The organism is Vibrio sp. 10N.286.49.C3, assembly GCF_041469545.1.
In the GTDB taxonomy this organism is placed as follows: Bacteria; Pseudomonadota; Gammaproteobacteria; order Enterobacterales; family Vibrionaceae; genus Vibrio; species Vibrio tasmaniensis_A.
Genome location: NZ_JBFRKT010000008.1, coordinates 41745 through 55509 on the forward strand (window position 1 = coordinate 41745; position 13765 = coordinate 55509).

General features: G+C 43.5%; 16 protein-coding genes and 1 pseudogene. 9 read left to right on the forward strand and 8 right to left on the reverse strand.

Going from position 1 to position 13765, the window contains the following annotated elements:
• Positions 1-256 precede the first annotated feature (256 nt).
• The 6 genes from AB4180_RS03140 to AB4180_RS03165 all read left to right on the forward strand — a co-directional run bounded on the left by AB4180_RS03140 (position 257) and on the right by AB4180_RS03165 (position 5798).
• Positions 257-2080, forward strand: a complete 1824-nt coding sequence (locus AB4180_RS03140; RefSeq protein WP_017102301.1) for a PTS ascorbate-specific subunit IIBC — start codon at positions 257-259, stop codon at positions 2078-2080.
• A 66-nt stretch (positions 2081-2146) separates the two neighbouring features.
• Positions 2147-2614, forward strand: a complete 468-nt coding sequence (locus AB4180_RS03145) for a PTS sugar transporter subunit IIA (RefSeq protein ID WP_009845900.1) — start codon at positions 2147-2149, stop codon at positions 2612-2614.
• A gap of 16 nt (positions 2615-2630) precedes the next feature.
• On the forward strand, positions 2631-3323 hold the full coding sequence (locus AB4180_RS03150) for an L-ribulose-5-phosphate 4-epimerase (protein WP_029222802.1): 693 nt from the start codon (positions 2631-2633) through the stop codon (positions 3321-3323).
• Between the two features lie 111 nt (positions 3324-3434).
• Positions 3435-4256, forward strand: a complete 822-nt coding sequence (locus AB4180_RS03155) for a pyridoxal phosphatase (protein ID WP_017096287.1) — start codon at positions 3435-3437, stop codon at positions 4254-4256.
• A gap of 4 nt (positions 4257-4260) precedes the next feature.
• Positions 4261-4908, forward strand: coding sequence for a 3-keto-L-gulonate-6-phosphate decarboxylase UlaD (locus tag AB4180_RS03160; protein ID WP_009845897.1), 648 nt, complete (start codon positions 4261-4263; stop codon positions 4906-4908).
• A gap of 8 nt (positions 4909-4916) precedes the next feature.
• Positions 4917-5798, forward strand: coding sequence for an L-ribulose-5-phosphate 3-epimerase (locus AB4180_RS03165; RefSeq protein WP_102249462.1), 882 nt, complete (start codon positions 4917-4919; stop codon positions 5796-5798).
• 162 nt (positions 5799-5960) lie between these two features.
• On the opposite strand, the gene AB4180_RS03170 is transcribed toward AB4180_RS03165, so the two are convergent.
• Positions 5961-6170, reverse strand: a complete 210-nt coding sequence (locus tag AB4180_RS03170) for a hypothetical protein (RefSeq protein ID WP_009845895.1) — start codon at positions 6168-6170, stop codon at positions 5961-5963.
• Between the two features lie 246 nt (positions 6171-6416).
• Here AB4180_RS03170 and AB4180_RS03175 point away from each other — a divergent pair, with 246 nt between their 5' ends.
• From AB4180_RS03175 to AB4180_RS03185, 3 genes and pseudogenes are all read left to right on the forward strand, one after another.
• Positions 6417-7046 carry an HAD family phosphatase gene (locus tag AB4180_RS03175; RefSeq protein WP_102249461.1) on the forward strand — a complete coding sequence of 210 codons (630 nt, stop codon included), beginning with the start codon at positions 6417-6419 and terminating at the stop codon, positions 7044-7046.
• 4 nt (positions 7047-7050) lie between these two features.
• Positions 7051-7254, forward strand: a pseudogene (locus AB4180_RS03180) (ribulose phosphate epimerase); the annotation flags it as partial.
• Between the two features lie 249 nt (positions 7255-7503).
• A complete protein-coding gene (locus AB4180_RS03185; protein ID WP_012600138.1) occupies positions 7504-7641 on the forward strand; it encodes a hypothetical protein in 138 nt (45 codons plus the stop codon).
• Between the two features lie 211 nt (positions 7642-7852).
• On the opposite strand, the gene AB4180_RS03190 is transcribed toward AB4180_RS03185, so the two are convergent.
• The 7 genes from AB4180_RS03190 to AB4180_RS03220 form a co-directional block, all read right to left on the reverse strand.
• A complete protein-coding gene (locus tag AB4180_RS03190) occupies positions 7853-9052 on the reverse strand; it encodes a sugar MFS transporter (protein ID WP_102249460.1) in 1200 nt (399 codons plus the stop codon).
• Positions 9053-9141: 89 nt separating this feature from the next.
• Positions 9142-9465, reverse strand: a complete 324-nt coding sequence (locus AB4180_RS03195) for a hypothetical protein (RefSeq protein WP_102249459.1) — start codon at positions 9463-9465, stop codon at positions 9142-9144.
• A 10-nt stretch (positions 9466-9475) separates the two neighbouring features.
• Positions 9476-10345, reverse strand: coding sequence for an L-ribulose-5-phosphate 3-epimerase (locus AB4180_RS03200; protein WP_102249458.1), 870 nt, complete (start codon positions 10343-10345; stop codon positions 9476-9478).
• Between the two features lie 9 nt (positions 10346-10354).
• Positions 10355-11113, reverse strand: coding sequence for an IclR family transcriptional regulator (locus AB4180_RS03205; RefSeq protein ID WP_009845888.1), 759 nt, complete (start codon positions 11111-11113; stop codon positions 10355-10357).
• A gap of 7 nt (positions 11114-11120) precedes the next feature.
• Entirely contained in the window at positions 11121-11765 is a 645-nt protein-coding gene (locus AB4180_RS03210) for a 3-keto-L-gulonate-6-phosphate decarboxylase UlaD (RefSeq protein ID WP_102249457.1), read from the reverse strand.
• Positions 11758-13251, reverse strand: a complete 1494-nt coding sequence (locus tag AB4180_RS03215) for an FGGY-family carbohydrate kinase (RefSeq protein ID WP_102249456.1) — start codon at positions 13249-13251, stop codon at positions 11758-11760. The genes AB4180_RS03210 and AB4180_RS03215 overlap by 8 nt, the downstream gene beginning before the upstream one ends.
• Entirely contained in the window at positions 13251-13739 is a 489-nt protein-coding gene (locus AB4180_RS03220) for a YhcH/YjgK/YiaL family protein (protein ID WP_009845885.1), read from the reverse strand. The genes AB4180_RS03215 and AB4180_RS03220 overlap by 1 nt, the downstream gene beginning before the upstream one ends.
• Between the last annotated feature and the right edge of the window lie 26 nt (positions 13740-13765).

Consider the following 13765-nt stretch of genomic DNA (forward strand, 5'->3'; position numbering starts at 1 on the left):
AAACTACATTGCTATAAAAACTAGATCTTAATCACAATGATTTATAAGTTATTGATTTTATTTGATTTGTTGTTTTTTGGTGTGATCCGAAGCTCAATTAGGCACATTCTGGGTGTGGTTAATTGATATAAATCAAAGTAATCACAAGTGAGCATTGAATGATTACTTTTGATTGGTAAAGTCTAATTCGTGAGCAAAAATAGACATCATCACATCCTACATACCATTAAAATTAAAATTAATCAGGGGTAAAGATATGGAATTCTTATACGATATTTTCTATATTTTTTACAGTCAGGTAATGACCAAAGCACCTTTGCTACTCGGTCTTGTTACTTGTCTGGGTTACATTCTACTCAAGCGTGACGCAACAACTATTATCTCCGGCTCTATCAAAACCATCGTTGGTTTCATGATAGTGCAGGTAGGTGCAGGAACATTGGTAGCGGGTTTCAAACCAGTGATTCTGAAAATGAGTGAGATTCATGGATTGACGGGGTCAGTGATAGATCCGTACACAACCATGATGTCTACCATGGAGACCATGGGAGACAATTATTCTTGGGTTGGATATGCCGTATTACTGGCACTTGGTCTCAATATTCTTCTTGTTGCCTTCCGCCGCATCACGGGCATCAGAACCATCATGCTTACGGGACATATCATGTTCCAACAAGCTGGCCTCATTGCTGTTTTCTACTTCGTGCTTGGTGCAGGTATGTGGGAAACCATCATCTATTCAGCAATATTGATGGCGTTGTACTGGGGTATCTCGTCTAACATCATGTTCAAGCCTACCCAAGAGGTTACTGGCGGGGCGGGTTTCTCTATTGGTCACCAACAACAGTTTGCGTCATGGGTAGCGACAAAGGTTGCTCCTAAGCTTGGCGACAAAAATGACAGCGTTGACCACATCAAACTGCCTAAATGGTTACACATTTTCCACGACAGTATCGCAGCGACAACGCTAGTCATGACTGCTTTCTTCGGCATTATTCTTCTTTCATTTGGTCTTGATAACCTTCAAGACATGGCAGGAAAAACACACTGGTTTATCTATATTTTCGAAACTGGGTTGAAATTCGCAGTGGCTATTCAAGTTATCGTCACCGGCGTCCGTATGTTCGTAGCGGAATTGTCTGAGGCATTTAATGGTATTTCTCAACGCCTTATTCCTAACGCTGTGTTAGCAATCGATTGTGCGGCTATCTACGCATACTCTCCAAATGCAATGGTGTTCGGTTTCATGTGGGGCGCTGTTGGTCAATTCACAGCCGTTCTTGCAATGTTAGCCTTTGATTCTCCTATTATGATCATTCCTGGCTTTATCCCAATGTTCTTCTCGAACGCGACGATTGGTGTGTTTGCGAACCACTTCGGTGGTTGGAAAGCGGTAATGAAGATCTGTTTCGTGATGGGCATCATCGAAGTGGTTGGTTCTGCTTGGGCAATTCATATCTTTGCTCAATCGGGAGCAGAGTTTAATGGCTGGATGGGTATGGCTGACTGGGCTCTGGTATTCCCACCTATCATGCAAGGTATTTCGAGCTCTAACATGTTCTTCTTCGGGATTTTGGCTTTAGCTGGTGTCTACATGTACTTCGCTTCTAAACAACTACGAGCTGAAGAAGACGCAGAAGCTGCCGCTGAAACAATGACCGCAGTAACACCTGAGGGCATTGAGGTTGAAGTCGCAGTACCACAACAATCAACAGCAACTGATCAATCTCTATCAGCTCCTACAACGTCAGAAATTCGCGTCTCACCAGCAGCTGAACAGAAACCGGTTCGTGTCTTAGTGTGCTGTGGTTCAGGGCAAGGTTCTTCAATGATGTGCTCTAAGAAAATCAAAGAGTACTTGGACAAGAAAGGCATTCCTAGTTCGACCTTTAACAGCGCTATCACTGATTACAAATCGCACCTTGGTTCATTCGACATCATCGTTACTTCGGTTGCTCTGGCAGCGAAGATCACGGGTCTGCCTGAAGGTAAGCAACAGTTAGCGGTTAAGAACATGATTATGGTGAAAACTTTCGGCGACGAGCTTGTTTCCATCATCGAGAACAACTTTCATAAATAATTAAAAACGGCTCAGTGGTATCGCACTGCTGAGCCAATAAAAACAATTATATAAGTGAGCAATAACATGAACTTAAAAGAATCTCTTATCAAGAATAACTCTATCCTACTGAACGCAAAAGCAACTGACTGGAAAGCGGCGATCAAGCTAGGTACTGACGCATTGGTTAAAGCCGGTGTTGCTGAAGAGCGTTACTACGACGCGATTACCAAAGCGATTGGTGAAGAAGGCCCTTATATCTGTATTCACGATGCGTTCGCTCTGCCTCATTGCCGCCCTGAAGATGGTGTGATTCGTACCGGGTTTGCGTTAACCGTGCTTGAAACGCCCATTACGTTTGAAGGTGTTGATGAGCCAGTTGATGTACTGATCACGCTAGCGGGTAAAGATTCAGAAGAACACATCGACGGTACCATGCAAGTGGCGAACTTGATTGAGTTCGATGAAGATTTCTCAAAACTTCGCGCATGCAAAAGCCCAGAAGAAGTGGCGCGTTTAATTGATGCTGCGTTACTGCAAGCGGAAGCAGCGTAAGGAGACAACTATGTCTATATATAGCCAACTGAAACAACGCGTCTTAGAAGCCAATTTGCAGCTTCCGAAGTATGGTTTGGTGACATTCACTTGGGGCAATGTCTCTGAGTTTGACCGTACTAATGGCGTGATAGCGATTAAGCCATCGGGTGTCGAATACTGCGATATGACAGCTGAAGATATGGTGGTCGTCGATCTAGAAGGCAACATTGTTGAAGGGAAACTTAATCCTTCAAGTGATACCGCAACTCATTTAGAGCTTTACAAAGCTTTCCCTGAGGTCAGTGGCATTGTTCACACGCATTCACGCAGTGCCACAATTTGGGCACAAGCCGGTATCGATATTCCAGCCTTGGGCACCACTCATGCTGACTATTTCTACGGTGACATCCCATGTACACGTCGATTGTCTCACTCTGAAATTGCTGAAGAGTACGAGAAAAATACTGGCTTGGTGATCATTGAAGAGTTCAAGCAGCGTCGAATCGATCCAATGGCCGTTCCCAGCGTGATTGTTGCAGGACATGCACCTTTCTCTTGGGGCAAAGACGCCAACGATGCGGTTCACAACGCGGTGGTATTAGAAGAAGTGTCTGCAATGGCGTTGGCAACGCGCACCTTGAATAGCGGCATCAAAATTCAGCCAGAACTATCCGACAAACACTACTTACGTAAGCACGGTGAAAATGCTTATTACGGCCAACAGTAAATCGGTTGTTCGTTTAAGTAGGCTGTTTAAGTAAGCCGTTTAACGAGCTTCGGCTCTAAGTAGTTTCAATATTGATTAGGCCCGACTTCAGGGAATAAGTGAGAGGACTCTATGTATAAAGTGCTGGCGTTAGATCTCGATGGAACCGTGTTAAAGGATGATCACACGATTCATCCAGAACTGAAAAAGGCGATCCAAGAAGCCAAACAAAGTTGTCATGTCGTGATTGTGACTGGTCGACACCACACAGCAGCACGACCTTATTACTACGAATTGGGGTTAGATACGCCAATCATTTGCTGTAACGGCACTTATGTTTACGACTATCAGACTGAAACGGTACTGACTCAAAACGCGATAGATAAAGACAAAGCGCTGACCTTCATCGATATGGCAGACGAGTTTCAGCTCAAAATGGTCATGTACATCACGCATGCCATGACGTACTCACACTACAACCCATTTGCCTACATGTTGGCATTGGAAAGTTGGGCGGAAACGGCACCAGAGCAACATCGCCCTCAAATTTACCAAGTGGAATCATTCATTGAAACGGCTCAGCAAGCCGAACACGTTTGGAAGTTTGTGGTGGAAGGTAGCCAAGACTCAGTAGACCGTTTAATGCAACACCCATGGATAGAAGAGAACTTCAACGGTGAGCGCTCTTGGTCAAACCGAATCGACTTTGCTGCGAAAGGTAACAGTAAGGGCCTACGCCTTGCTGAATACATCGCAGAACTCGGTTATCAAGCCGATGACGTCATTGCCGTCGGTGATAACCACAATGACATTTCCATGCTCAAGTACGCCGGGTTAGGCGTAGCGATGCTCAATGCTGATGACATCGTCAAGTCACACGTTCAATGCGTGTGCTCAACAGATAACAACCATGATGGCTTAGCCCGTCTAATACGTGAACAAATTAAAGGATAACAACATGACTAAACCAATGATTCAGATCGCCCTAGACCAAACAAATCTTCCTGCAGCAATTGAAGTGGCAAACAACGTTGAAAGCTTCGTTGATGTGATTGAAGTGGGCACTATTTTGGCTTTCGCAGAAGGCATGACGGCGGTTTCTACGCTTCGTAAAAACCACCCAGACCATATCCTTGTATGCGATATGAAAACCACCGATGGCGGTGCTATTTTGGCTCGTATGGCATTCGAAGCGGGCGCTGATTGGATTACCGTTTCTGCTGCTGCACACATCGCAACCATTGGTGCATGTAAGAAAGTCGCTGATGAATTTAACGGTGAAATCCAAATCGAAATTTATGGTAACTGGACAATGGACGATGCTCAATCTTGGGTCGACCTAGGTATCTCTCAAGCTATCTATCACCGTTCTCGTGACGCTGAATTAGCTGGTGTGGGCTGGACTGAAGAAGATCTCGTGAAGATGCGTGCATTGTCTGAAATGGGTATCGAGCTTTCTATCACGGGCGGTATCGTGCCTGAAGACCTATACCTATTTGAAGGCATTAAGGCGAAAACCTTTATCGCAGGCCGTGCACTTGCAGGCGACAAAGGTAAAGAGACAGCAGAAGCGCTAAAAGCTCAGATCGATCGCTACTGGAACTAGGAGGCGTTATGTATCAAAACTTGTTACGCCACCGTGTTGGGCTTTATGAAAAGGCTCTACCTAACGAACTCAGCTGGGAAGATAAACTTAAGCAAACCAAAGAACTCGGCTTTGATTTTCTTGAGATATCGGTCGATGAATCAGACGAGCGTCGCAGTCGATTAGATTGGAATGACGAAGAAGTGTATGCCTTGCGTCACCTGTGTGAAAAGCATGGTGTACCGCTGCAATCCATGTGTTTAAGCGCGCATCGTAGGTTCCCATTTGGTTCAGCAGATCCGGCGATTCGTGAACAAGCAGTTATTCATATGGAAAAAGCGATCTCACTCGCTTACAAATTGGGTATTCGTACCATCCAATTGGCTGGGTATGACGTTTACTACGAGCCAGCCGATAAAGTGACTCACCAGAGGTTCATTGAAGGCATGAAGCTTTCGGCGCAGTTGGCGGAAAGATCAGGCGTAATGCTTGCTGTGGAAATTATGGACACCGATTACTTGAACTCTTTGAGTAAGTTCGAAGTGCTGAGTCGCGAAGTCAATTCACCGTATTTCACGGCGTATCCGGATGTGGGTAATATTTCTGGTTGGAATTACGACATAGTGACTGAGCTAAAACTGAGTAAGCCTCATATCACTCAGATCCACCTCAAAGACACTTATAAAGTGACTGACGAGTACAAAGGGCAGTTTCGAGACTTAGTGATTGGTGATGGCGAAGTTGACTTCAATGCTATTTTTGAAACGTTGAAAGAGACTGAGTGCGTTGTGCCACTCGTGATCGAGATGTGGGCTCAAGATGAACGTTGGAAAGAGAATATTCTCACGGCACAAAAACGACTGAATGATGTTTGTGTGCAAACGGGTGTTCCGAGATTGTTTGACCACTAACTCTACTTAGAATGATTAACCAGTTTCTCTTTGCGTTCTCGATGCTCCTAACGAAAAGAGAAAATGCAGCATATTGCCCCCAATATGCTGCATTTTTATATCAACATGTCGCTCTAAACTGTTGAAGCTGAGGTTATGTCAATTTCGAAATAGTGGCGGTTCTTAAACAGCGATCGTCACATGATCACGGCCCACTTCAGCCATCTGAATCAGGTAGTCCGTATGGTATTTTTTCTTGATGACGATTTGGCTACCGATTTCAGCAACAATCTTTACCACTTCCAACGCATCAGAAGGATGCAATGAAGAGTCTTTTGAAATTTCGATATTAACGCCTAAATTTGCCAATTTGATGATGTCGCTAGAATGCATGGTCGTGTCCAAGGTATTTGATTTTCGTGGACTATATCATCTTCAATTTATGCAACTCTACTTGGTTTAAGTAAAAATGGGTGAGATGTGCTCAAAATATGATTTCAATAGTAAAACAACGGCTTTTATTGCATCAATTCGTTTAATTGTCGGATTGTTGAATAAGATCATATTAAGACGATCATGAATAGGTTTTATGTATGGTGATTAGTAGTATGAGTCTCAAAACAATATGAGAGATTGACGATGCCAAAGTTAGATAAATATAAAGGAATTATTTTTGATCTCGATGGGACTCTGGTCAATTCTATGGTGGCACACGCTCATGCATGGGAACACACTTGTCAGAAGTTTGGTATTCCCTACGACAAAGAGTGGCTCGATCAACTTGGTGGGATGCCATCGCGAAAAGTGACTCAAGAGATCCTTAAGCGTTACGATCTAACTCTTGATGCTCAACAAATTACTTCGGACAAAATTGCCAACTTTGAAGCCATTGAGCACAAAGGGGATGTTATTCCAGAGACATACGCACTCTTACAGCAACAGTATCAGTTGAAAAAGATAGGCATCGGCACTGGTGCTCAAGCCAAGCATGCAAGGGCGATTTTAAAGACGACCGATATCCCATCAATGATACGTACGATTGTGACTTCAGATGACGTAGAAAATCACAAACCTAACCCGGATACTTTTCTGAAAGTCGCTAGCCAGTTAGAGCTTGAACCGAGCGATTGTGTGGTGTTTGAAGATACGATTATAGGCCAGCACGCAGCGACATCGGCAGGCATGGATTGCTACATGGTTGAAAACGGGCAGATAACTAAATTTGTTCCAGCGAATGGTTTGGAAGTGGGTAGCGGACCTGAGCTCTGAAACTAAGCTGCGTTCAATCAGATCGCGCATTAATGAATCAGGCCGAAATATTCGTTTAGAAGTCGACGGTGGTGTGAAAGTTAACAACATAAAAGAGATTGCTGAAGCGGGTGCCGATATGTTCGTTGCGGGCTCTGCTATTTTTGATAGTGAAGATTATCAACAAGCTATCGATTCAATGCGAGCGGAGTTAGCTCAATTGAATTAAGTCGAGTATCGACTGCTGTATAAAGGCTCGAAGTATTCTGTAGATCAGGCTTCGAGCTTTTTTGTATCTAATAGCCGTTGATTTAATGGAAATATGTATAGAAGGAAAGTAGGGCTCTATCGTGTACTCTCGTTGGTCTGCACTTGAGTTAAGGCTTGAATTTTGTGTAATAAAACTACAGTTAATATTGACTTTGGTCACATAACGGCGCAAAATTGACCTCAGATCACATAACGATGAGAACACAGTATGAACGCTACAGTAATCACGAATGAAAACAACGTATCACTAGCAAAACCTTCAGTAATGAATGAAGTTCTATTTTTTGCTAAGTCTACCGTTATCATGGGTGCAATTATCCTACTTGTTGCTTCTGCTTGGGTTTAATTTCTAAAATAACCCGCGTTAAGTGTGATCAGTGGTGGTGATTAGCCACTCACTGATTCAAACTAACGTCAGAAGCACCAAATTCATTTCCTTATCTTTCTCCAGTTCACTTTCTCTATCTTCTAGGCCAATCAGGCTGACTTTTTAGTCATCGACTTAGTTACTGAATCAAGTGATTGACTAAACCAAGTTACCTATCTAAACCAACAGTTTAAACACGGTGTTTTAAACTAGACCAGTACAAAACTATCATTAATACATACGCTAATGCGGGCGCAATATAACTCGTACTCAGCGAAAGCTCATCAATCAAACTCGCCTGTACGAATGGTAAAACAACCCCTCCAATTGAACACATAATGAGAATTGCTGCTCCTTGTGAGTTTTGCTTACCTGATGCATGTAGCGCTTGTGCGTAAATGATAGGGTAGAGCGCAGAATTACATAGCCCTACGACAAGCATCAAATAGCCAATCCAAACATAATTTTGATAGACCGCAACGGCACTAATCAAAGCGGCAATAACGCAAGACAGTGAGAAGAGATAGTGCTTGTTTACAGTGTTTCCAAACTTGGCGAATAACACTCTTCCAACAAACATTAATACCCAATAAAGAGCGATGATCTGTGTTGCGAAGACCAAACCAAGGTCGCCATATTGCTGGTCGGCAAGATACGCAATAGTAAAAGTACCAAAACTGACCTCGACACCGATGTACAGCAACAGTACCAACGCTAACTTCATAAACTGCTGATTTTTAATTAGAAGCCTTAACCCTCGCCAAAAGCCAGTCATCTGTTTTGGTTTGATATCTGGAAGCTTCATTTTGCTAAAAAATACCAGTAAGCCGAAAAAGAACAGGGCGATGAATAAGAACAGATACGAAACTTGATGGGCGGTGTTGTCGACGTTAAAACTTGTAGCCACGAGAATGACAGCGGTAAGCACTAGCGGACCAAGCACAGTGCCAACGGAGTTAGATGCTGTTGCCACACTTTGACGTATAACACTCTTATCGGGTGTCGAGAGAAGTGATACGTAAGGTGAACTCACTACTTGAATTGCTGACACACCTGAGGCCATCAATAAGATCCCAATGAGTGTTGGAATAAGCTCTTCTCCTCGTACTAAATATGCCATGGCTAGACAGCCCAGAAGGCACCATATCAAGCAGAACTTCAGCGTAGTTCTATAGCCAATTTTTGCCATGACAAATGATGTTGGAAGCGACACCGTAATTCGGGTGATAAAAAAGGCCATGGGAAATAGCATCGCCATTTTATAATCGAGAGAGAAAGCTTCTTTGTAATGTGGAATTAGCGAGTTACTTGAAACTGTAATTAAACCCCAGATAAAAAATATCAGAGACAGTAAGACCAGTGGGGCATCTTTTAACGGGAATACTCTCATAGTGATTCCTTATTGATAGCGATAAAAAAAGCAGAAGATGATCTTCTGCTTTTCGATTGAGACTTTACGGTGTATTGCCTATTAAGTTGTTAATCACGAACGAAATTGATGTGATGAACATGAATGTTGTATTTCTCAATAATCACTTTGGTCGCATGCATACTTTTGATTCGTTGTTCAGAATCTAAAGCAGCAGTCATTGCTGACTCGTTCTCGTAGCTGTGCTGCATCATCAGCAGTAGGTTTTTATGGCTCTCAGCTTCAATCGCTTCAGGCTTGTTCAGCGTTAGCCTTTGGTTATTCGGAAATGTGCGGATAATAGGCGCGACTTCGTTTTCCATGTATTGGTAGAAGTCTTGCTTTTGTTCTTCAGTTAAATCGGCTTCAAAAAAAGCGGTGCGAAAAATTGTCATGGTCGTTTCCTTACAGTTCAAAGCCAGATTGGTTTGCGATAGATTTCAATGTTGCTTTCGCTTGTTTGATATCTTCGAACCAGTTGTCATTTTGAGCCCACATTTCAATCACTAATGGCGCGCTGTAATCAATTTCAGCGAGTGTTTTGAAAATAGCTGGGAAGTCGACTTGGCCTTCACCTATAACAAGATCTCGGAACTGGCCTTTGCAGATTTCTGAAACTCGCAGTGTATCTTTTAGGTGCACTTGTACTAGGTGATCACGGCTTAGTTTTAGTTCGGTACACACGTCGTAGTTCCAACCCGAAATATTACCGACATCTGGGTAAGCCATGAAGTAAGGTGATGGGATCTCACGCTTAAGCACTTCAAATTTACTCAATGAGTTGAGGTACGGAGTATCCATAATCTCAACACCTAGCATGATACCTGCGCGTTCTGCCATTTTGGTGGCTTGCTGCATGCCTTCAATGAAGCGAGCGTGAGTTTCAGCCGATTGCGGCTCGTAGTACACATCGTAGCCCGCCATTTGAATACAGCGAATACCAAGCTTGTAAGCCAATGAAATCGCTTTTTCCATGATGATCAGCGATTCAGTGCGAATAGCATCATCCATTGAGCCAAACGGAAACTTACGGTGTGCGCTTAGGCACATTGATTGGAAAGGCATTTGGTGCTTTTCACATAGACGGCGAAGCTCATAAATTTCTTCGTCTGACCAATCTAAACGAGCACGTCGCTCATCGGTTTCATCCACTGAAATTTCTACAAAGTCGAAGCCAGCTTCTTTAGCGTGAATCAAACGCTCTTCCCATGTAAGGGTGGTTGGCATCGCTTTTTCGTAAATACCTAATCTGAATTTGTTTTTAGAATCAAACATTCTTTTTCCTTAAAAGAGTTGTTGTTCTATACGCGTTGTTATGTCTTGAATTCTGCTAGCGATCTCTTCGTAGCCGAGAGCTTTCATTTTTGGCGTAAGCGAAGAGACGCTAACCGCGTATACAGGAGAATTGTTCTTGTCAAAAATAGGGACAGCAACACAAGAAATACCCGCTTCGTTCTCTTCATCATCGAGCGCATAACCACGGCTCTTAATTTTATCGAGAACACCAAAAAACTGAGACTTGTCGAGAATCGTGTTTTCAGTTAACGGCTTCATTGTGCTGACATTGCGTTTCCAATAGGTTTCTCGAACGCTGTCAGAGCTAAATGCTAAGTAACATTTTCCTGCCGCTGAGCAATACATTGGAGAATGCAGCCCTACGTAGGTTCGAGTTCTAAAGGAAGAATTAACGGGTTCAAACTTGTCTTTAAAAATGATGTTGTCAGCATCAAAAGAGAGGAAGTTAACCGTTTCATTCACATCGTCGAGTAGCTCAGATAGGTATGGCTTAACGGTGCCAGTGACATCAGAGTTGATAGCAGCGTGTCCAAGCTGAACCAACTTCATTGTTAAGCGATATTCTTTACCTGAACACATTTGAGCAACATAACCAGAGTCTTCAAATGTTGCTAAAATACGGTGGACTGATGACTTGTTGAAGCCAGTCCCTTCAGACACTTTTTGTAACGAAACGCCATTAGGATAATTCCCAAGGAATTCCAATACGGTCAGTGCTTTAGACAACGATTTAATTTGCTCACTCATATATGTGCTACCAGTGTTTACCTATTTCAGTATGGAAGTTTTCTGCGATGTCACGTCCATTGCTACCAGCTAACGCTCGGCCAGCAATAAACGATTTCGCAGACAGATTCTTAAACAAATGCAGATCGTCAGGAACAATACCACCAGTAATGGATAGTTCAATTCCAATATCCGATAATTTCTGCATTTTTATCAAATCTTCTTCGGTCCAGCTCACACCAGCAAGTTCCGCATCACGAGAACGGTGATAAATTGCTTGTTTAATGCCCATGTCGACCCAAGCTTGCGCATCTTCCATTGTCCAGTGTCCATACAGCTCAATTTGCACTTCGCCGTCGAATTCATCCGTTACTTTCTTCGCTGAACGAATAGTTTCGATGTGTGCTGCTGCACTTACTGTTACCCAGTTAGCGCCGGCACCCATCGCTAGACGCGTTAAAATGGCGCTGGCATCGGTGATTTTCATGTCACAGACAATGACGTGATTTGGGTATTTTTCTCGTAGGATTCTTACGCTATCTACGCCGTGGGCGAAGGCTAAAATCGTCCCGATTTCAATCACATCTAACTTATCTGCAACATGCTCTATTGAGGCTAATGCCGTGTCGATATCTGTGGCATCAAGAGCCATTTGTAACAAGGGCTTAGGCATCTATTTCATCCTCAAATTGTTTAAACAACTGCACCAGTCTTTGATAGTGCTTATATTTCTTTTGGTAAGTGTCGTAGTGTTCAGGATTCGGCTCGACACGTGACGTAGAATTAGTGATGGCTTGAGTACATTCTTCTAATGAAGCGAACTCACCTGCGCCGACCATTGCCATCATTGCGGCACCTAATGAGCCGGTTTCATCTACGTCTGATATTTCAACGGTCATGCCGGTAAGGTCAGCCAGCATTTGCATCCATACAGGGCTAGATGCTGGTCCGCCTGTCACTTTTAGTATGTTGGCTTTTGGAAAACGCTGACGCATACGTTCTAGGTGAATGTTGTGACAGAATAAAATGCCTTCCCAAATGGCTTGAATTAGGTGCCCTTTAGTATGGTGCGATTGCAGACCATAGAAGCCTGACTTTAGGCCAAGCCCTTGGTTTGAACCGTAAAGGAATGGCACAAAGTAGATACTGCTTGATGCCGGATCTAATGCTTCGACTAACGCTTGATTTTGCTGGTGGTTAAGCTCGCCATTTTCACCAAGGTAGTCGGCGAACCATTCATAGTTACCCGCAGAAGTCGGGCTCGCTTCGTGAATGATGTATTCGTTATCGACGGCGTAATGGCCGTAAACAAAATTGTGTGATTCTTGAGTCACTTGTTTTGAGATACCAGACGTGACCGCCCATGTGCCCATCACGTAATTCAGGGTATCTTCTGAAGAGTTGATTCCAGAACAGATCGCGGTAGACACAACATCAAACAAACCGCCGAACACCGGCGTACCTATTGCTAGTCCGGTTTCATTGGCAACGGCCGCAGTGATTTTCCCTGCTTGCTGTTGAGGTTTGACTACTGGTGGTAGCGCATCCCAAACTTCTTCAATGCCAAAGGTTTCCAGAAGGGCTTTGTCATACTCACCAGTGATGGAGTTGAAAAAATTACTTTCTGAAATATTGGTCAGTTCTGCTGCGACTTCGCCCGTTAAGCGATATCGAAGGTAGTCGTGAGACATCATCACTGCGCCAATGTTGTTGTATCGTTCGGCATCGTTTTCTTTGATCCAGCGAATAATCGATACAGGGTGACCTGTCCACAGTGTTTGCAGTGTGGTTGGATAGATCTCTTTTGCTTTACCCTGTTCTAGCCACTCTTTAACGATAGGCAGTGAACGCGAGTCAGAAGACATAATGCCGTGGCCGAGGTTTTGTCCCTCTTTATCAAGAAGGTAAACACCTTTGCCTTGGGCTGAAATGCTCAAGCCTTTGATAGAGGTCGGTTCTACTTTTGTGGTCTCTAAAAGCTGCTTAATGACATCGACAGCGTTACCCCATAGTGCGTTTAGGTCGCGTTCTACCCAACCTTGTTTTTCGTTGATGACGCTCGCCGATACGCGGGCAAGGCCTTGTTGTTCACCCTTTGCGTTAAACAACGCGGCTTTCATAAAAGTGCCGCCAGAATCAATTCCAATGTAGTAATTCATTATTTGGCTTCCAGTAAATCGTTGTGAATTTTCACCACCAGTTTTCTAACGGGTTGGCTGTCATCATTTTCAATATTGGTGATATGCACGATATTTGGTGTGAATAAATAAAATTGATTGCGTTTTGCATGAATGAAGCTGAGTTCAATTCCTGGGTATTCGTAAAACTGAAGGTCACGTTCTTGGTTATAAGGTTGTGCGTTGCTGTGTTCGCCAGTGTCGATCGCCCATGCCATCACTTCAGAACCTTCGAGAATGATCTGCAAGTCAGAATGGTATTTATGGACTTCAGGTTGGAAGTTTCCTAGAGGCTCTTTGTCATATTCCAATACAACAAACCATGCTTGTTTTGAATCAAAACCAGGGAGTTCATGGCGACCTAATGCGAGTTTTTCTTGGTCGAGACTGTTCAAGTACTCAAGCACGTTTTGAATAACGACAGGGTACGACTTACTGATCTGCGTAGGTTGAGTATTTCCGACTAACATAAAAATTCTCTTTAAATATAAACAGC

Coding starts and splice junctions, on each gene's coding strand:
- AB4180_RS03140 (WP_017102301.1), top strand. CDS start 257: ATGGAATTCTTATACGATATTTTCTATATTTTTTACAGTCAGGTAATG.
- AB4180_RS03145 (WP_009845900.1), top strand. CDS start 2,147: ATGAACTTAAAAGAATCTCTTATCAAGAATAACTCTATCCTACTGAAC.
- AB4180_RS03155 (WP_017096287.1), top strand. CDS start 3,435: ATGTATAAAGTGCTGGCGTTAGATCTCGATGGAACCGTGTTAAAGGAT.
- AB4180_RS03160 (WP_009845897.1), top strand. CDS start 4,261: ATGACTAAACCAATGATTCAGATCGCCCTAGACCAAACAAATCTTCCT.
- AB4180_RS03165 (WP_102249462.1), top strand. CDS start 4,917: ATGTATCAAAACTTGTTACGCCACCGTGTTGGGCTTTATGAAAAGGCT.
- AB4180_RS03170 (WP_009845895.1), bottom strand. CDS start 6,170: ATGCATTCTAGCGACATCATCAAATTGGCAAATTTAGGCGTTAATATC.
- AB4180_RS03175 (WP_102249461.1), top strand. CDS start 6,417: ATGCCAAAGTTAGATAAATATAAAGGAATTATTTTTGATCTCGATGGG.
- AB4180_RS03185 (WP_012600138.1), top strand. CDS start 7,504: ATGAACGCTACAGTAATCACGAATGAAAACAACGTATCACTAGCAAAA.
- AB4180_RS03190 (WP_102249460.1), bottom strand. CDS start 9,052: ATGAGAGTATTCCCGTTAAAAGATGCCCCACTGGTCTTACTGTCTCTG.
- AB4180_RS03195 (WP_102249459.1), bottom strand. CDS start 9,465: ATGACAATTTTTCGCACCGCTTTTTTTGAAGCCGATTTAACTGAAGAA.
- AB4180_RS03200 (WP_102249458.1), bottom strand. CDS start 10,345: ATGTTTGATTCTAAAAACAAATTCAGATTAGGTATTTACGAAAAAGCG.
- AB4180_RS03205 (WP_009845888.1), bottom strand. CDS start 11,113: ATGAGTGAGCAAATTAAATCGTTGTCTAAAGCACTGACCGTATTGGAA.
- AB4180_RS03210 (WP_102249457.1), bottom strand. CDS start 11,765: ATGCCTAAGCCCTTGTTACAAATGGCTCTTGATGCCACAGATATCGAC.
- AB4180_RS03215 (WP_102249456.1), bottom strand. CDS start 13,251: ATGAATTACTACATTGGAATTGATTCTGGCGGCACTTTTATGAAAGCC.
- AB4180_RS03220 (WP_009845885.1), bottom strand. CDS start 13,739: ATGTTAGTCGGAAATACTCAACCTACGCAGATCAGTAAGTCGTACCCT.